The 16,258-nt window shown below is 70.3% G+C and carries 8 protein-coding genes and 1 tRNA gene; 3 read left to right on the top strand and 6 right to left on the bottom strand.

From position 1 onward, the window contains the following. Positions 1-20: 20 nt before the first annotated feature. From ACP4E5_RS28630 to ACP4E5_RS28650, 5 genes are all read right to left on the bottom strand, one after another. Positions 21-4,508, bottom strand: coding sequence for a DUF6531 domain-containing protein (locus tag ACP4E5_RS28630; protein ID WP_425833566.1), 4,488 nt, complete (start codon positions 4,506-4,508; stop codon positions 21-23). Between the two features lie 88 nt (positions 4,509-4,596). Then, a complete protein-coding gene (locus ACP4E5_RS28635; protein WP_425833569.1) occupies positions 4,597-9,192 on the bottom strand; it encodes a DUF6531 domain-containing protein in 4,596 nt (1,531 codons plus the stop codon). A 25-nt stretch (positions 9,193-9,217) separates the two neighbouring features. After that, entirely contained in the window at positions 9,218-9,889 is a 672-nt protein-coding gene (locus ACP4E5_RS28640) for a hypothetical protein (RefSeq protein WP_425833571.1), read from the bottom strand. A 32-nt stretch (positions 9,890-9,921) separates the two neighbouring features. Further along, positions 9,922-10,236 (bottom strand): hypothetical protein, encoded by a 315-nt coding sequence (locus tag ACP4E5_RS28645; RefSeq protein ID WP_425833573.1) that lies wholly within the window; start codon positions 10,234-10,236, stop codon positions 9,922-9,924. A 76-nt stretch (positions 10,237-10,312) separates the two neighbouring features. Next, positions 10,313-10,612, bottom strand: coding sequence for a WXG100 family type VII secretion target (locus ACP4E5_RS28650; RefSeq protein WP_111662277.1), 300 nt, complete (start codon positions 10,610-10,612; stop codon positions 10,313-10,315). A 566-nt stretch (positions 10,613-11,178) separates the two neighbouring features. On the opposite strand from ACP4E5_RS28650, the gene ACP4E5_RS28655 reads away from it, so the two are divergent. Further along, positions 11,179-11,556, top strand: coding sequence for a nuclear transport factor 2 family protein (locus ACP4E5_RS28655; protein WP_425833575.1), 378 nt, complete (start codon positions 11,179-11,181; stop codon positions 11,554-11,556). A gap of 291 nt (positions 11,557-11,847) precedes the next feature. Here the strand turns inward: ACP4E5_RS28655 and ACP4E5_RS28660 are convergent. Further along, positions 11,848-11,920: transfer RNA gene (locus ACP4E5_RS28660), tRNA-Arg, on the bottom strand. Between the two features lie 333 nt (positions 11,921-12,253). Here ACP4E5_RS28660 and ACP4E5_RS28665 point away from each other — a divergent pair. Continuing rightward, a complete protein-coding gene (locus tag ACP4E5_RS28665) occupies positions 12,254-13,897 on the top strand; it encodes a dynamin family protein (RefSeq protein ID WP_425833577.1) in 1,644 nt (547 codons plus the stop codon). After that, positions 13,894-16,137, top strand: coding sequence for a YfjP family GTPase (locus ACP4E5_RS28670; RefSeq protein WP_425833579.1), 2,244 nt, complete (start codon positions 13,894-13,896; stop codon positions 16,135-16,137). Before ACP4E5_RS28665 ends, ACP4E5_RS28670 begins: the two co-directional genes overlap by 4 nt. Positions 16,138-16,258 lie beyond the last annotated feature (121 nt).

The following is a 16,258-nucleotide window of genomic DNA, read 5'->3' on the forward strand; positions in this document are numbered from 1 at the left end:
CTCCGGTCGGTACGCGCGATTCAGCCATTGGGCTGGGGCCCCCAGCTGTAGTGCTCCGAGGTCCCGGCGACCTTACCGTTGCGGGTGTTGCTCGAGGGGCGCACGTTGAAGTGCGCTCCCTGGTCGCCCTCGCGGCCCGCGGCGCCGTACTGGTGGCCCGCGGAGTGCTCCTGGATGACCACCTCGCTGCCGTCCCTGCGCGTGTAGTGGTACTCGCGGGTCATGATGTCCGTGACGCCGTCCTCCTTCTTGATGGCCTTGCCGTTGGGCTTCGCCATCGGAACCCGCCCGACGTAGTCGGGGTGCTGGTACCTGGAGAGCCCCAGATCCCGCTTGGCCTCCCGGAACGCGGCGTGGCGGCTGGGGAAGTGCTTGCTCTCGGGGACCGGCTCCGCGCGCGGCCGGCAGGTGCGCGGAGCCAGACCGAGCACGTCGACCCAGGTGTGCGGGTTGTGGACGTACGCGACCGGGTTGTCGGCCGGTTCGAGTCCCAGCGGGTCGGGGGAGGTGTAGCGCGCGGTCTCGGGGTCGTAGTGGCGGAAGTAGTTGTAGTGGAGGCCGGTTTCGTTGTCCTCGTACTGGCCGGGGAAGCGCAGCGGGGTCAGCGCGACGGCGTCCCGGTTGCGGCTGGTGGTGCCCCACAGGGTGGAGCGGGAGCGCCAGGCGATGCCGCCCTGCTCGTCGACGAGTTCGGTGGGCGTGCCCACCAGGTCGGTGACGATCGAGAAGAACCGCGAGTCGTACTCGCCCTGCGTCTTCTCCAGAGGCTTCTCCTGCGCCCGTGGCCTGCGCTCCAGCTGGGTCAGCGGACGGTGGCTGCCGCCGTCGTGGTCCCAGGTCGTGGTGATGTCGGTGGCGCTGTCGGTCTGCTCGGCGAGCCGGCTCTCGTCCCACGTGAAGCGGACTGTCTCCGCGACCGAACCATCCGGTGCCATACGGAACTTGGCAGTGCGGCGGCCCAACGGGTCGTACGAGTAGCGCCATTGGACGCCGTCCGGCGTCACGCACGCGGCGAGCCGGTCCTCGGCGTCCCAGGTGTAGCGCCACGTGTCGGGCTTCTTCGACAGACGGCGCTTCTGGCGCAGTACGACGCGGCCCGCGGCGTCGTATTCGTAGCGGACGCCGCCCGCGGCCTGAAGGCGCGTACCGGTGTAGGCGCGCTCGCCGCGGGCCTCGGCGCGGCCCGCCTTCTCCGGCCAGTCGGCGGACGTCTGGTTGCCGGCCTGGTCGTAGGCGTAGGACTCGGACCAGTTCTCGGCGGTGACCGTCAACGGGCGCCCGGCCGGGTCGAGTTCCATCTGCCGGCGCAGGCCCGTGACGGTTTCCGTCTCGGACGTGAGCAGGTCGTCGCCGCGGTAGGTGTAGTGCCGGTCGCGCAGGGTGCGCCCCGAGGCGGTGAGGCCGCGGGCGACGGCGCGCCCGGCCAGGTCCCACGAGGTCGTGGCGGCCACGGTCCGTTCGCCCCACGCACGCGCCACCTCCCGGCCGAGCACGTCGTGGCTGAATGCCACCCGGTGCCCGTCGACCGAGAGACCGTCGCGGTTGCCCAGCTCGTCGTAGGAGAGCTCGGTGACGACACCGGACGGCGTGGTACGGGAGGTGCGGCGGCCCAGCACGTCGTACGCGTACGCGGTACGCCGCCCGTCCACGGTCTCGGCGACGACCCGCCCCATGACGTCCCGCTCGAACTCCACCGTCGAATCGGGGGAGGAGATACGGACGAGATCCCCGGACGGGGCGTAGTCGTAGGACGTGACGGCCCCCGCCACATCCCTGCGCACGATCTCGCCGACGGCGTTGTACTCGAAGGTGATCCGCTCGCCGAGCGGTGTCGTACGGGCGACCATACGGCCCGACGCGTCGTGCACGTAGCCGAGTTCGCGGCCGTCGAAGTCGGACTCGCGGATCAGGCGGCCCGCTTCGTCGTACGTGTAGTCCCAGGTCAGGCCCTGCGGGTTGGTGACCCGCGTGAGGCGCCGCTCCCGATCGTAGCTGAAGGTGTGGCGCACGCCGTCGGGACCGGTGCGGGCCGCGACGAGGTCGAAGTGGGTGTACTCGTAGCGGGTGGTGGCGCCCGAAGGATTCGTGACGGAGAGGCAGTTGCCCTCCCCGTCCCAGGTCCTGACCTCGACCCGGCCGTCAGGACCGGTGTGCTTCGCCAGCAGCCCCTCGACGGTCCACTCGTTGCGCGCGACCGCGCCCAGCGGATCGGTGACGGCGACGACGCGCCCGAAGGCGTCGCGCTCGACCGTCGACCTGCTCCCGTCCGCCCGTACGACGGCGATGGCGAGCCCCGCCGTGTCGGCCTCGTACGTGACGACGCCGCCCGCCGGATCGGTGACGGACGCGAGGGCGCCGGTGGCATGCCTGGTCAGCCGGTGCACGGACCCGTCGGCCGCGACGAAGGCGACGAGATTGCCCCGCTCGTCGAACTCCTGCCGCTCGACGCGCCCGTCGGGACCGGTCTCCGAGACCGGCAGGTTCAGCCCGTTGTACGCCACCGTGGAGCTGGTGCCGTCCGGGTGGTGGGTGACGGTCGGGTTGTGCCGCTCGTCGTACTCGTACCGGACGGTGTTCCCGACGGCATCGGTGCGGGACAGCAGATTGTCCCAACGGTCCCACTCGGAGTGGACGGTGTTGCCCAGCGGGTCGGTCTCGGCGACGACCTGGTGCAAGTCGTTCAACTGGTAGACGGTCGTGGCGCCTTCGGCGTCCGTGTAGTGCGTACGCCGCTCGTCGGGGTCGTACGACCAACTCGACGACAGATATCCCTCGGGCCCGATGGTCGCGGTGATGCGGTTCTCGTCGTCGTACACGTACCGGTAGATGGAGTTGTTCCGGTCCGTCCACGAGGTGATCCGGTGGTGCTCGTCGTACCCGAACGCCATGGGCTTCCCGGACGAGTTGACGACATGCGTGAGATTGCCGTCGGCGTCGTGCTCGTACGACATGACCTCGACGGAGCCGTCCGGCGCGGCGACCTTCAGGCCGAGGATCAGGCCGGCGAGGCAGTGGACGTCGACGCGGTGGCCACCGGAGTGCAGCAGTGCGGTCGGGGTGCCGTCGGAGAGGCGCTCGACGGTGATGTGGTTGTCGTTGCGGTCGCGCCAACCAGCCAGCCAGTAAAGGCCGTTGGGGTCATCGGGGTGCTTGACGAAGGTGCGAACGACGCCGGTGTGCGGGTCGGTGACGCGGTAGGTGGAGCCGTCTTCCGTGTCCCCTGCACGGGCGAGCGGCAGCCGGGCCCCTTCCTCGGGCAGCACACCGGAGTTGTCGCTGTCATGGGAATCGGCGCCGGGCAGACCCGCGTAGAACAGGATCGACCCGTCCTCACGGGTCCACGCCACCCGCCCCCGCTCTCCGACCTCAAGACGCTCGTCGAGGGTGGAGGCCCACGAAGGCCCGAAGAACTGCCCGTACCGGTAAGTCGAAAGGTACGTACGGGATATGGCGAGCGGCAGCACACCGGGCAGCACCAGATCGGTCTCCGGCAGCAACATCTCACCGCTGGCCACATCGACCGGGTCGGTCGCGCAGGTGCGCCTGTCGACGCCGCGGCCCACGCCACGGGCGTCCGGGGTCTTGACCGCGCCGGGCTTGGGCGTCTTGAGCGCCCGGCCGATCCCGCCGAGCCCCTTGAGTAGTCCGGCCCCGCCCCCGATCATGCCGACGACACCGAGCACGATGCCGGCTATGTCCCAATCACCTGTCTCGGCCATATCGGCGATATTGATCGCGAGTGACGCGGCGCCGGCGACGACGGCACCGATGGTGAGCGCGATGCCGAGCCCCTGAAGCCCGGGCACCAGCATCGCGAGCACACCCAACACCGCACTGATGATGCCGAGGGCCTTGCTGAACGCCTTCTTGATCTTGTCCCAGAGGCTGTACCCCTCGACGGACTCGTCCCGGGCGTCGTCCAACTTCTGCGCGGCGACAGCGGCATCCTCCTCCCGCACCTGACGGGCGTCCTCGGCGAGCATCCGGGCCGCGTCGAGGTCGGCCTGCGCGTCGTCGGCCTGCGCCTGCGCCGATGACTGCTTGCTGTGCGCCTCGTCGAGGGCACGCCGGGTGCTGGCCCGCGCCTCCTTGTCGTCCGGCGGATGCTTCTGGCCGTCGAGATGACTGATGTCGGCAGTGAGCGCACTCACCACATCGGTGGCCGAGTTCAGCCGCTCCTTGGCCTCACGCCCCTTCTCCAGGGCATTGTCGGCGTTGCGCTGCTGATCCCGCAGGGAATGCACGTACGTGTCGAGCGCACCGGCGGCCTGATCGTACGAGTCGTGCAGCTTGCGCACCTGATTGGCCAAATCCCCGAGCTTTTCCCGGAGTTTGTCCATCGTCTTTCCCTCGCCGACCTGGTTGTTCTCCAGACCGGATACGAGGGGCAGGGCGTCGCCCGCGTTGTCCGCGACGGAGCGGTACTTGCGGGCGAGGTCACCGAGCATGTCCGCATCGCCGGGGGTCGGGTCGTCCGAGAACCCGAAGACATCTTCCCAGTCGGACACCGCAGGCCGGACCATGGCCTTAACCTCAATTTCGTAGGAGTCTTACGAGTTCTCCGACCGTCCCTGCGCCGGTCGTGCGGGGGCGCTATTACTTCGGTTTGTTGGGGAACACCACCTGGTTGATGAGCTGCCCGGTCTTGTGATGGCTGAATTTGAACCCGTTGGTTCCCGAGGCGTCCAGCTTCAAGTGGGTCGGGATCGGGTTCTTCCCCTTGTAAATGGGCGTCACGTTGTACTTGATGTTCTCTCCGACATCAAGCGCCTTGCGAATTTCGTTCTCGTAGTGCACATGGACCGGCGCGTTCGTATTGCGGTGCATGGTGACGAAATTCAGCGGGTGCTTGTTCGAGCCGCCGATCTGGGCGCCGAGTAGATGGCCGCGATTCATCGGGGTGGCGGTCTTTGTCATTCCGCCCGCCCAACCCGGCGGCTCGGTCGTCGGCCTCGCATTGGTCTTGCCGCCCGTCATGCCCGGGTCGAGCTTGGAGGACATCCTCCCGGGGCGCTTGAGGCGGTCGCTCGAGAACCTGACCTTCCCGCCCCAGGTGGGGTCCGCCTCGTTGCAGGGGACCAGACCCAGCGGGTCGCTGAACGACTGCGGATTGTCGACGTACGCCACCGGGTTGGGGGCGGGACCGAGCCCCAGGGGGTCCGGTGCCGTGTACCGGCCGCTCTCCGGGTCGTAATGCCGGAAGTAGTTGTAGTACAGGCCGGTTTCGCGGTCCTCGTACTGACCCGGGAAACGCAAGGGTGTCACCGCCGTGGCATCGCGGCTGTGCGCGGTGGTGCCCCACATGGTGGTACGGGAGCGCCAGGCGATGTCGCCCTGTTCGTCGACGAGTTCGGTGGGGGCGCCGACGAGATCGGTGACGATGGCGAAGAAGCGCGAATCGTACTCGCCCTGTCCCCGCGGCTTGCGCTCCAGCTGGGTGAGAGGCCGGTGGCCGTCGTGGTCCCAGGTGAGGGTGACGCCGGTGGTGGTGTCGGTCTGCTCGGCGAGGTTGGAGTCGTCCCAGGTGAACAGCACGGTCTCGACGGCGCTCACGCCGTCCTCGGCCATGCGGTACTTCGCGGTGCGGCGCCCCATCGGGTCGTACGTGTAGCGCCACTGGACGCCGTCGGGGGTGACGCAGGCGGTGAGGCGGTCCTCGGCGTCCCACTCGTAGCGCCAGGTGTCGGGCTTTCTCGAAAGCCGGCGCTTCTGGCGCAGCACCATGCGGCCCGCGGCGTCGTACTCGTAGCGGACCGAACCCGCTGCCTGGATACGGGTTCCGGTGTAGGTGCGTTCGCCGCGGGCCTCGGCGCCGGGCGCCTTCGCGGGCCAGTCGGCCGCCGTCTGATTGCCTGCCTGGTCGTACGCGTAGGACTCGGTCCAGCCGTCCGCGGTGACCGTCAACGGGCGCCCGACCGGGTCGAGTTCGATGTCCTGGCGCTTGCCCGTCGCACGATCCGCGACGCCGGTCAGGTGGTTGTCGGCCCGGTAGGTGTAGGACCGCTCGCGCAGGGTGCGCCCCGGTGCGACGAGGGAGTGGGAGACCGAGCGCCCGGCCACGTCCCAAGCGGTCGTCGCGCTCACCCCGGAGGCCGCGCTTGCCCGGGAGGCCGCGCTTCCCTGGGAGGTCGACGCGCCCCATACGCGGGCGAGTTCCCGCCCCACGACGTCATGGGTGAAGTCGAGGCGGTGGCCGGCGGAGGTGAGGGTGTCGCGGTTGCCGCGCCCGTCGTAGCCCAGCTCGCTGACGGCGCCGGTCGGGGTGGTGCGGGAGGTGCGCCGGCCGAGCACGTCGTAGGTGAAGCGGGTGGTCCGTCCGTCGACGGTCTCGGCCACGATCTGGCCCAGGTCGTCCCGCTCCAACTCCAGCGTCGAGGTGGGGGAGACCGTCCGGACGAGTGCCCCGGCCGCGTCGTACGCGTACGAGGTGACCGCCCCCGCCACGTTCTTCTCCACCAGCTCGCCGACGGAGTTGTACCGGAAGGTGATCTCCGCTCCCAGCGGCGTGGTGTGGGAGACGACCTGCCCCAACGCGTCCCGCTCGTAACGGACTTCGCGGTCGTCGAAGTCGGACTCCGCTATCAGGTTGCCTGCGCGGTCGTAGGTGTAGTCCCAGGTGAGACCCTGCGGGTTAGTGACCTGGGTGAGGCGGAGTTCGGGGTCGTAGGCGAAGGTGTGGCGGACACCGTCAGGAGTGGTCCGGGCCGACAGCAGGTCGAAGTGCGTGTACTCGTGGCGGGTGATGCCGCCCGCGGCGTCGGTGGAGGCGCGGCAGTTGCCCTCGCCGTCCCAGGTCATCCGCTCGACCCGGCCGTCGGGCGCGGTCCGCTCCGCCAGCAGGCCCTCGACGGTCCAGGCCGCGCGGGTGACCGCGCCCGCCGGGTCGGTGATGACCGTGGGCCGGCCGAACGCGTCGCGTTCGATCGTCGACCGCTCCCCGGCCGGGTTGCCGATGACGACGGGCAGGCCCGCGCCGTCCACCTCGTACGAGGCCTCCGCGCCGACCGGGTCGATCACCGAGGCGACCGCTCCGCCCGGGTGGTGGGTGAACCGGTTCGTGGCGCCGCCCGGTGCCGTGACGGCGGTCAGATTGCCCCGCTCGTCGAACTCCTGGTGCCAGACCACCCCGGCGTGGTCCGTCATCGTGACGGGGAGGTTCAGCGCGTTGTACGTCGCCGTGGACCGGCTGCCGTCGGGGAGTTCGATGACGGTGGGGTTGTGGGCCCGGTCGTACTCGTACCGGATCGTGTTGCCCAGGGCGTCGGTCTCGGCGAGGAGGTTGTCCCAGCGGTCCCACTCGGACGTGGTGGTGCTGCCCAGCGGGTCGGTCTCGCCGACGACTTGATACAGGTCGTTCAGGTGGTAGACGGTCGTCGCGCCGCACGCGTCGGTGTAGTGGTTGCGCTGCTCGACGGGGTCGTAGGACCACTGCGAGGAGAGATATCCCTCAGGACCGATGGTCTCGGTGACGCGATGCGCGTCGTCGTAGACGTAGCGGTAGGTGGAGGCGTTGCGGTCGGTCCAGGCGGTGATGCGGTGCTGCTCGTCGTAGTCGAACACCAGCGCCTTGCCACTGGAGTTGACGACATGGCTGAGGTTGCCGTCCGAGTCGTGCCGGTAGGACATCACCTCGACGGGCCCTTCGGGCGTGGCGACCGCCACGTCGAGGAGCAGCCCGAGGAGACAGTTCACTTCCACGCGGTAGCCGCCGGAGTGGACCATCGCCGTCGGCGATCCGTCCTCCTCCCGCTCGATGCGCACCTCGTTGTCGTTCCGGTCGTGCCACCGGACCAGCCAGTGCACGCGGGTGTCGCCGTCGGCGCCGTCCGTGGCGCGGTCCGTGAAGTGGTGGACGATGCCGGTGTGCGGATCGGCGACCGAGTAGGCGACCTCGCCCTCGGCCGTCTCCTCGGCGGCCAGCGGCAGGCGCGCCCCCTCCTCGGGCCACACCAGGTCGTTCGCCGGGCCGGCCTCGGGGAGTCGCGGGTAACTCAGAATCGACCCGTCCTCACGCGCCCAGAACGCCCGCCCCCGGCCGTCGACTTCGAGACGCTCGTCCAGCGTGGAGGCCCAGGACGGCCCGAAGAACTGCCCGTAGCGGTACGTCGACAGAAACGTCCGGGTCAGCCGCAGCGGCAGCACACCGTCCAGCTCCAGGTCGGTCTGCGGCAGCAGCATCTCGCCGGTGGCCACGTCCACCGGGTCGGTCGCACACTTCTTGACGCCCCCGCCGCGGCCGTTGATGCGGAAGGCCGAGTTGATCTTGCTCAGCCCGGTGCGCGCCACGTCCTTCAGGGCCGAGCCGATACTCCCGGCGCCCTTGAGCAGCGCGCCACCGCCGGCAACCATTCCCACGATGCCGAGGACGATCTCGCCGATGTCCCAGTCGCCGGTCTCGGCCATGATCGACATATTGATGCCGAGCGACGCGGCGCCGGCCACGACCGCACCGATGGTCAGCGCGATGCCCAGGGCCTGCATACCGGGGATGAGCATCGCGAGCACACCCAACACCGCACTGATGATGCCGAGGGCCTTGCTGAACGCCTTCTTGATCTTGTCCCAGAGGCTGTACCCCTCGACGGACTCGTCCCGGGCGTCGTCCAACTTCTGCGCGGCGACAGCGGCATCCTCCTCCCGCACCTGACGGGCGTCCTCGGCGAGCATCCGGGCCGCGTCGAGGTCGGCCTGCGCGTCGTCGGCCTGCGCCTGCGCCGATGACTGCTTGCTGTGCGCCTCGTCGAGGGCACGCCGGGTGCTGGCCCGCGCCTCCTTGTCGTCCGGCGGATGCTTCTGGCCGTCGAGATGACTGATGTCGGCAGTGAGCGCACTCACCACATCGGTGGCCGAATCGAGCCGCGCCTTGGCCTCACGCCCCTTCTCCAGGGCATTGTCGGCGTTGCGCTGCTGATCCCTCAGCGAGTGCACGTACACATCGAGGGCGCCGGCGGCCTGGTCGTAGGAGCTGTGCAGCTTGCGCACCTGCTCGGCCAGGTCGCCCAGCTTGTCGCGGAGTTTGTCCATCGTCTTTCCCTCGCCGACCTGGTCGTTCTCCAGGCCGGACACGAGGGGCAGGGCGTCGCCCGCGTTGTCCGCGACGGAGCGGTACTGGCGGGCGAGATCGCCGAGCATGTCCGCATCGCCGGGGGTCGGGTCGTCCGAGAACCCGAAGACGTCTTCCCAGTCGGACACCGCAGGCCGGACCATGGCCGAAACCTCACTTTCCCTGTTCTGCGTCGGCCGGGTCGCCGAAGCGGAGCGACTCAGTGATCGCGTCGAAGACCTCGTAGAACTGTTCCGCCAGATCGACGTTGGGAGTTGAGCTGGCGATCACCAGGTAGTCGTGGGTGCCGGGCACCGGGACGAGGGTGTGCCGCACCGCGGTGGGCACCCGCTTCCCCTGGTAGTCCACCTCCTCGACCCGGGTGATCCGCCCGGCCGCCCCGGCGTGCGGCAGCTCCACCAACTCCACCTCGCCGGCGGGCAGTCCGCTGTTCTCCGCGTCGGTGCCGAGCTGCACGCCGGCGGCCATGACGAGGTCCGCCAGATCCTCCGACTCGCCCTCCGGAACGGTGATCCGCAGCACCACCGTCGTGGCACTGAGCACCAGCGGGCCGCTGCCCGCGCGCAGGATCCTGAGCATGCCCGACGCCCGCAGCGCGCCCTGCGCGTGCGCCTCGCGGGCGATGCGCCGGGTGTTGCGGATCAGGCCGTCGATCTGCTCGCGGGTGAGCTGCGGTGCCTTCTCCACCTGTGCCTCGATACGGCGGCGGATCGACGCGTCCCGGGTGCTCGGGTCGAGGTCGAGATGCCACCACGAGTCGGGGAACCTCAGGCTGTACTCCGCGGGGGCGGCCGCCTCCGGCCGCTCCGTGCCCGATTCCGTCATTGCGCTGTTCCCTTCCGCGCGCCGTACCTCGGTCACGCGTCCTGCTTGTCTTCTTCGAGCGACTTGACGGTCTCGTCGTCGGTCTGCGTGAAGTTCTCGGCGATGGTGTCCGTGTTGTCGGCAAACGTCTTCACGTTGTCGTGAACCCGCTCGTGACCCGCCACCCACGCCTTGTCGAACGCGTCGAGGGCGTCCGCGAGCGTGCTGTCGCCGGCCAGACTCTTGAAGTCGTCCGCGCCGCCGGTGGCGTTGTAGAGCGTCGCGGAGTTCCCGATGAGATCCCCGATGTTCTGAAGCTCCGTGACGGTGTCCTTCAGATCCTGAACAGGCACGCTGATGTTGCCCATCGGTGTCCCCTCTCCTGTCCCGGCCGCCCGGCCCCGCCCTCACAGGGAGAGCGGGGCCGGACGATGCGGGTGAGCTTCAGCCGATGGAGCCGGCGGTCTGGTCGTCGGTGTCGACGAACGCGTCGGCGACCTGCTTGATGAACTCGCTGACACCCTGCAGACCCTCGATGGCCTTCTCGGTGCCGTTCTTGTACTCCTCCCAGTACGGGCGGAACTTGCTCTCGGAACCCGGCGTCGCGTACGCCGCCTCGACCATCTCGTCCATCTTGGTGTTGGCCTCGTGCAGGCTCTGCTGCATGAGTTCCTTCTGGTTCTGAAGCCAGGTGGACGCCTCACGCATCTCGTCCGGGCTGATCTGAATGTTGCCGCCGGCCATCTCGCGTCCTTCTCTCGTCTCGGTTCGCCCGCGGTCGTAGATCCGCGCACAGTGGGCTCTACGGGGCGTCTGACGAGGCGGTTCACGGGGGCGGGGGCTGTTGCGGAACGGTGACGAAAGGGGAGGGGGGGAAGGGCAGGGGCGCAGGGGAGGGGCGGGCGGCGACGTGCCGGAGGTCCGAATGGAGAACGGTGTGAGCAGGGCCCTGTGAGCAGCGGAACCCCGCCGGATGCGAGCGCCTCCACTGGTCCGCAGTGGACACGCCTTCACGACACCCACCGCAAGACCTTCGCGGCAGCCTTGACCTGACCAGCCCGGAGGGGAACCGACGCCTCGCCCTGTCCTGGGGACTGTGACGCCGAATGACGAATATGTCGCGGTCCGGCGTCACAGAAGCCCTTCGCCAAGTGGGTCCGCCCTGTGCTGGTGACCGCAGCCTCCAGGGCCTCCGGCCAGGAGTGACCGCCTGGCCGGGCGCCGCAGCCCGAACCCCACCCGGGCCCGGTCGGCGGAGTTGGTGCTGCTCACCCGACCAGCGCACGCGCAACGGCTGGTATTACTGGGGCATGGAGGAAGAGACGGCACGTTCGGCGATCGACACGTTCATCTCCGCGTTCAACACCTCGGACGACAACTATGTGACTTCCCTGCTCTCCCAGGCCCTGACCTCGGACGTGGTCTTCTGGGGGCCGTTGGGCCGCAGCGAAGGAATCGCCGCGGTCGAGCGGTTCGTGCTGGACATCCGGAATCACCCGGCGGGGACGGGCACGATGGTGCGCTGCTCGGCAGTGGACATGCCCAGCGAGTGGGCCCGGTACCAGTGGGTCTTCACCACACCGGACGGAGGCCCCCGCCTGGCGGGAACGGACGTCGTCCACCTGCGCCGCAGCCTCATCGACCAGGTCATCGTCTTCGCGGGCGAGATCGATCCGTCCGCCTCCTGAGGCGTCGTTCTGGTGCTGCCCTTCTGGGGCACACAAGTGGCCGGAGAGCTCCCGAAGTCGAGGGAGAGGCCGGGGGCGGTGCCGACCCGGCCCCCCCCCCGGATCACCGCGACTGATCGCCGCCGAAAACTATGACACGTATTCGCCACGGCGACCCGCGAAAACCCGGTGACAGCCGCAAGATCCGTGGCCCGCGACTGATCGACGGGGGAGTGGCCAGGGTTCCCGGGCGCCGCCCGGCACCCGCCCCGACCAGCAAAAAGGCCCCGCCGCAGCGGAGCCTAAGAAAGGCGCCCCCGGCAGGACTCGAACCTGCGGCCAAGCGCTTAGAAGGCGCCTGCTCTATCCACTGAGCTACGGGGGCCGGTGTGTGGCCGGTGGCTTGGTCGGGGGATGTGGGGTGATCCATGACCTTGCCGGGGACAAGGATAGGGCTCCCGGGTCCCTGCCCTTGCTGCTTCGCCTCCGCGGATCGATGTGGAGGTTCAGTGAAGCGGTCCCGATAATCGCAGGTAGGTACGAATCCTGCAGCGCTTTTGGCGTCATACGCCTCTGGTGTTGTGCACTCGTTATGCCTGCGCCCCCAGTCGCCCCTTCCATCCCGCTGTGTGCTTCCTGTGCCTTATCGCGTAACTTATCGGCGCGCAGAGGCGGTCATATGCTTCATAATGCGGCCAAAATTGGGCATTCTTCACGTGTGGTGACCTTGGACGTTCGGCCTCAGCTGCTCGACGCAATTACCGCGCTGCGCGACCGTGTCGCCGCCGCGCGCTTTCCGCTCCCGCTCGCGGGGGCGCCACGCGCGCGTGCCAACCGCGGCGAGCTGCTCGCACAACTCGACGACTATTTGGTGCCCCGCCTGCGGGCTCCTGAAGCGCCGCTGCTCGCCGTGGTCGGCGGGTCGACCGGCGCGGGCAAGTCGACACTCGTGAACTCGCTCGTGGGGCGCGTCGTGAGCGAGGCCGGGGTGCTGCGGCCCACCACGCGTACTCCCGTCCTCGTCTGCCATCCGGATGACCACCACTGGTTCTCCGGGATGCGCGTGCTGCCCGACCTCACGCGCGTGTGGATGCCCAAACAGGCCGACGGCGGCCTGGACGGGGAGGGCGAGGGGGAGGACGACCTCGAGCCCGTTCCCGACGAGGAGGAGCGGGTGCTGCGTGTGGAGACCTCGGGGGTCCTCCCGCGTGGGCTCGCGCTGCTCGACGCCCCCGACATCGACTCCCTCGTCGCCCAGAACCGGGTGCTGGCCGCACGGCTGATCAGCGCCGCCGACGTGTGGGTCATGGTCACCACCGCCTCCCGGTACGCCGACGCCGTGCCGTGGCGGCTGCTGCGTACCGCCAAGGAGTACGACGCGTCCCTCGTGACCGTGCTCGATCGGGTGCCCCACCAGGTCGTCGCCGAGGTCTCCCGGCAGTACGGGGCGCTGCTCGCCAAGGCCGGGCTCGGCGAGGTGCCGCGGTTCACCGTGCCGGAACTGCCGGAGTCGACCGGCAACGGGGGCCTGCTGCCCGCCACCGCCGTCGCCCCGCTCCGCGCCTGGCTGACCCACCGCGCCCAGGACCCCGAGGCCCGCGCCCGCGCCATGGCCCGCACCGCCCGCGGCACGCTCGACTCGCTGCGCGCCCGGATGCCCGAACTGGCCGCGGCCGTCGCCGCCCAGCACTCCGCCATGGTCCGGCTCACCTCCGCGGTCGAGGACGCGTACGAGAGTGAGCACGCGCGCGTACTCGAGCGTTTGCGGGACGGTGGCGTGCTCTCGGGGAACGCGCTGAAGCACTGGCGCAGTTACCCGGCGGACTGTGGCGCCGGAGAGCTGCTTGACGCTCTGGTGGAGAGTCTCGGCTCCTTGTTGGCCTGTGCGGTGACCGCCGCAGACGAGCAGGTCGACGAGGCCTGGCGCCATGAACCCGGCGCGCGTGCCACCGAACTGCGTAGGCAGGACCCCGAGTCCGAGACCGTTGAGCAGCGGGTCGGTCTTGCCGTACGGCGCTGGCGGCGGGTGCTCGAGGAGTACGCCGAGGACGAGGTGCGGGCCGCCGCCCAGGCCATGGAGGGCTCGCCGCCCGACGCCGAGGCCGTCGCCGCGCTCGTCGCCACCGGGCTGCTCGGCGGGCGCCGGGGCAAGGCCGCCGGCGAGAACCTGGCCGAGCGGATCGGCGCCCAGGGCGCCCTGCGGCTGCGTGATCGCGGCGGGCAGCTCCTGAGCGAGTACCTGGACACCGTGCTCGGCGCCGAGCGCGAGCGCCGGCTCGCGCCGCTCGACGCGCTCGACATCACCCCCGAATCCCAGGCCGAGTTGATCGCGGCCCTTTCGCTGCTGCAGAAGGAGAGGTGAGGGCGCTGACCGCCGTCACGGATCAGACCGACCCCAGGGATCCCGCCGGACGCACGGAGCAGGCGGGTTCTGTGGATCACGCCGGTTCCGGCCGGCCTGTCGATTCCGGCGGACCCGTGAGTTCCAGAGGACCTGTGAGTTCCGTCGATCACGCCGGTTACGTCGAACAGGCGGGTTCCGGCGAGCAAGCGGGTTCCGGCGAGCATGCGGGGGCTGTCGAACATGCCGGTTCCGGCGGGCCTGCCGGTTACGTGGATCGTGTCGGTTCCGGTGATGACTCCGATCTGACGGATCTCGCGGACAAGCTCGGTGATGCGGGAGGAGCAGGATCAAGGGGGCCCGCGACCGCCGAAGTCCCCTCGCCCGCGTCGGCCGTGTCGGTCGATGACGGTGCCGGGGCTGCCGGGGCTGCCGGGGCTGCTGGGGCTTCTCGGGGTGTGGAGATTCCTGAAGGGCGTACGGAGTCCAGCCCTTGGGACGACGGGCTCATCGCGCGGCGCGTCGCCAAGCAGGGCGGCGAGGTGGCGGTGCCGGCCGGATCGGGGACGTACGACGGGCAGTTGAAGCAGCGGCTCGACGCGCTGCGCGAGCTCGTCGGGCTGTCGCGGACCCGGCTCGACGGGGCGACCCTCGCCGAGGCCGGGCAGGTGCTCGACGAGGCCGTGGCCCGGCGGCGGCTCTCCTCGCGGCACACGGTCGTCGCGATCGCGGGAGCCACCGGAAGCGGTAAGTCGACGCTGTTCAACGCCCTCGCGGGCGTGCCTCTTTCGGAGACCGGGCTACGAAGGCCCACCACCTCCGCGCCGATCGCGTGCAGTTGGACGGACGGGGCCGCCGGGCTGCTCGACCGGCTCGGGATCCCCGGACGCGCGCGGCGGCGCCCCGCGCAAGGTCAGCAGGGCGAGGCGGCGCTGGACGGGCTCGTCCTGATCGACCTGCCCGATCACGACTCGGCCGCGCTCGAACACCGTGAGCAGGTCGACCGGGTGCTCGGCCTCGTGGACGCCGTGGTGTGGGTCGTCGACCCCGAGAAGTACGCCGACGCGATGCTCCACGAACGGTATCTGCGGCCCATGGCGGGGCACGCGGAGGTGATGTTCGTCGTGCTCAACCAGGTCGACCGGCTGCCTGGTGACGCCGTCGAGCAGGTCCTGGACGATCTGCGGCGGCTGCTCGACGAGGACGGCATCGCGCTCGGCGAGTATGGGGAACCCGGTGCCACGGTGCTGCCGCTCTCCGCCCTCACCGGTGAGGGCGTGGACGATCTGCGCGACTGCCTCGACCAGGTCACCACCGAACGCCGGGCCGCCGCGCGCCGGATCGGTGCTGACGTCGACGCCGCCGCCGAACACCTCAAGCAGGTGTACGCGACCGGGCGGCAGAGCGGGCTGAGCGAGGAGGCCCGCGAGGAGTTCGCGGACCGGCTCGCCGAGGCCGTCGGCGCGGCGGCAGCGGGCCAGGCGGCAGAGCGGGAGTGGAGCCGGGGCGCCAACCGGGCCTGTGGCACGCCGTGGCTCAGGCTCTGGCGCTGGTACGAGGACCGGCGCGCGGTCGGCTCGACCGTCACGGTCCCCGTGGCCCCCGCCGACGACGAGGTCACGGCCCGGCAGCGCGTCGAGCACGCGGTGCGGGTGGTCGGCGACGCCGCGGCGACCGGGCTGCCCGCCGCGTGGGGGCAGGCCGTGCGGGAGGCCGCGACGCGGGGCGGCGAGGGGTTGCCCGAGGCGCTCGACGAGTTGGTGTCCGATGCCGCCTTCGATATGGCTTCCGGCACGGCGGCCGGGTCCGGTAACGCGTCCGGTGCCGCGTCGGCCCGACACCAGAGGTCCCAGCACCAGAAGCACGAGCACGGGGCCGGGCGGCCGCCGCGGCCCGGCTGGTGGCCGGTCGCGGTGTTCGCCCAAGTGGCCATGACGTTGCTTCAGGTGCTGGGTGTGCTGTGGCTGTTGGGGCAGGTCGTCGGGGCTTTCTCGACGAATCTGGGCGTGCCGCTGCTGCTGGTGCTGGCGGGGGTCGTGGGCGGGCCGTGCGTGGAGTGGTCCTGCCGGATGGCGGCGAAGGGGCCTGCGCGGCGGTACGGGCAGGAGGCCGAGCGGCGGCTCAGGGACGCGGCCGCGGCCTGTGGCAGGGCGCGGGTGCTGGATCCCGTCGCGGCGGAGCTGCTGCGGTACCGGGAGGTGCGGGAGCAGTACGTACGGGTCGCCGGGGGAGTGGCCGGGATTTCCACAACCCGCGGGTAGGACACAGGCGTCGGCGGGGATCGCGGCGCGGGGGCAATCTGTGATCGCGGCTCGGGAAGGGCTCGGGCCGCGCACGGACGTCCTGGCCGAGCGGGGCCGGGCGGGGGTACGGGAGGGGTTC

Source organism: Streptomyces fractus, from assembly GCF_049844455.1.
Classification (GTDB): Bacteria; Actinomycetota; Actinomycetes; order Streptomycetales; family Streptomycetaceae; genus Streptomyces; species Streptomyces fractus.

Excerpts from the sequence above, each read along its gene's own strand:
- ACP4E5_RS28640 (WP_425833571.1), bottom strand. The coding sequence starts at position 9,889 with ATGACGGAATCGGGCACGGAGCGGCCGGAGGCGGCCGCCCCCGCGGAG.
- ACP4E5_RS28645 (WP_425833573.1), bottom strand. The coding sequence starts at position 10,236 with ATGGGCAACATCAGCGTGCCTGTTCAGGATCTGAAGGACACCGTCACG.
- ACP4E5_RS28655 (WP_425833575.1), top strand. The coding sequence starts at position 11,179 with ATGGAGGAAGAGACGGCACGTTCGGCGATCGACACGTTCATCTCCGCG.
- ACP4E5_RS28650 (WP_111662277.1), bottom strand. The coding sequence starts at position 10,612 with ATGGCCGGCGGCAACATTCAGATCAGCCCGGACGAGATGCGTGAGGCG.